1 pseudogene is annotated in these 273 nt (G+C 59.3%); it reads right to left on the bottom strand.

The annotated features are described in order from the left end of the window. Positions 1-273: pseudogene (locus SB754_RS20260) on the bottom strand (phage tail tape measure protein); the annotation flags it as partial.

Genomic DNA, 273 nt, shown 5'->3' on the forward strand with positions numbered 1-273 from the left:
AGCCAGCTGGCGTTTGTACTCCAGCGTCTCATCTTTATGCGCCAGCAGGGATTTCTCCTGTGCAGACAGCTGGCGACGTTGCGCCGCCTCCTCCAGTACCGCGAACTGACTCTCCGCCTTCCACAAATCCCGGCGCTGCTGGCTGATTTTCTCATTTGCTCCGGCATGCTTCTCCAGCGTCCGGAGTTCTGCCTGAAGCGTCAGCAGGGCAGCATGAGCACTGTCTTCCTGACGATCGCCCGCAGACACCTTCACGCTGGACTGTTTCGGCTT

Source organism: Leifsonia sp. SIMBA_070, from assembly GCF_046534635.1.
Taxonomy (GTDB): Bacteria; Actinomycetota; Actinomycetes; order Actinomycetales; family Microbacteriaceae; genus Leifsonia.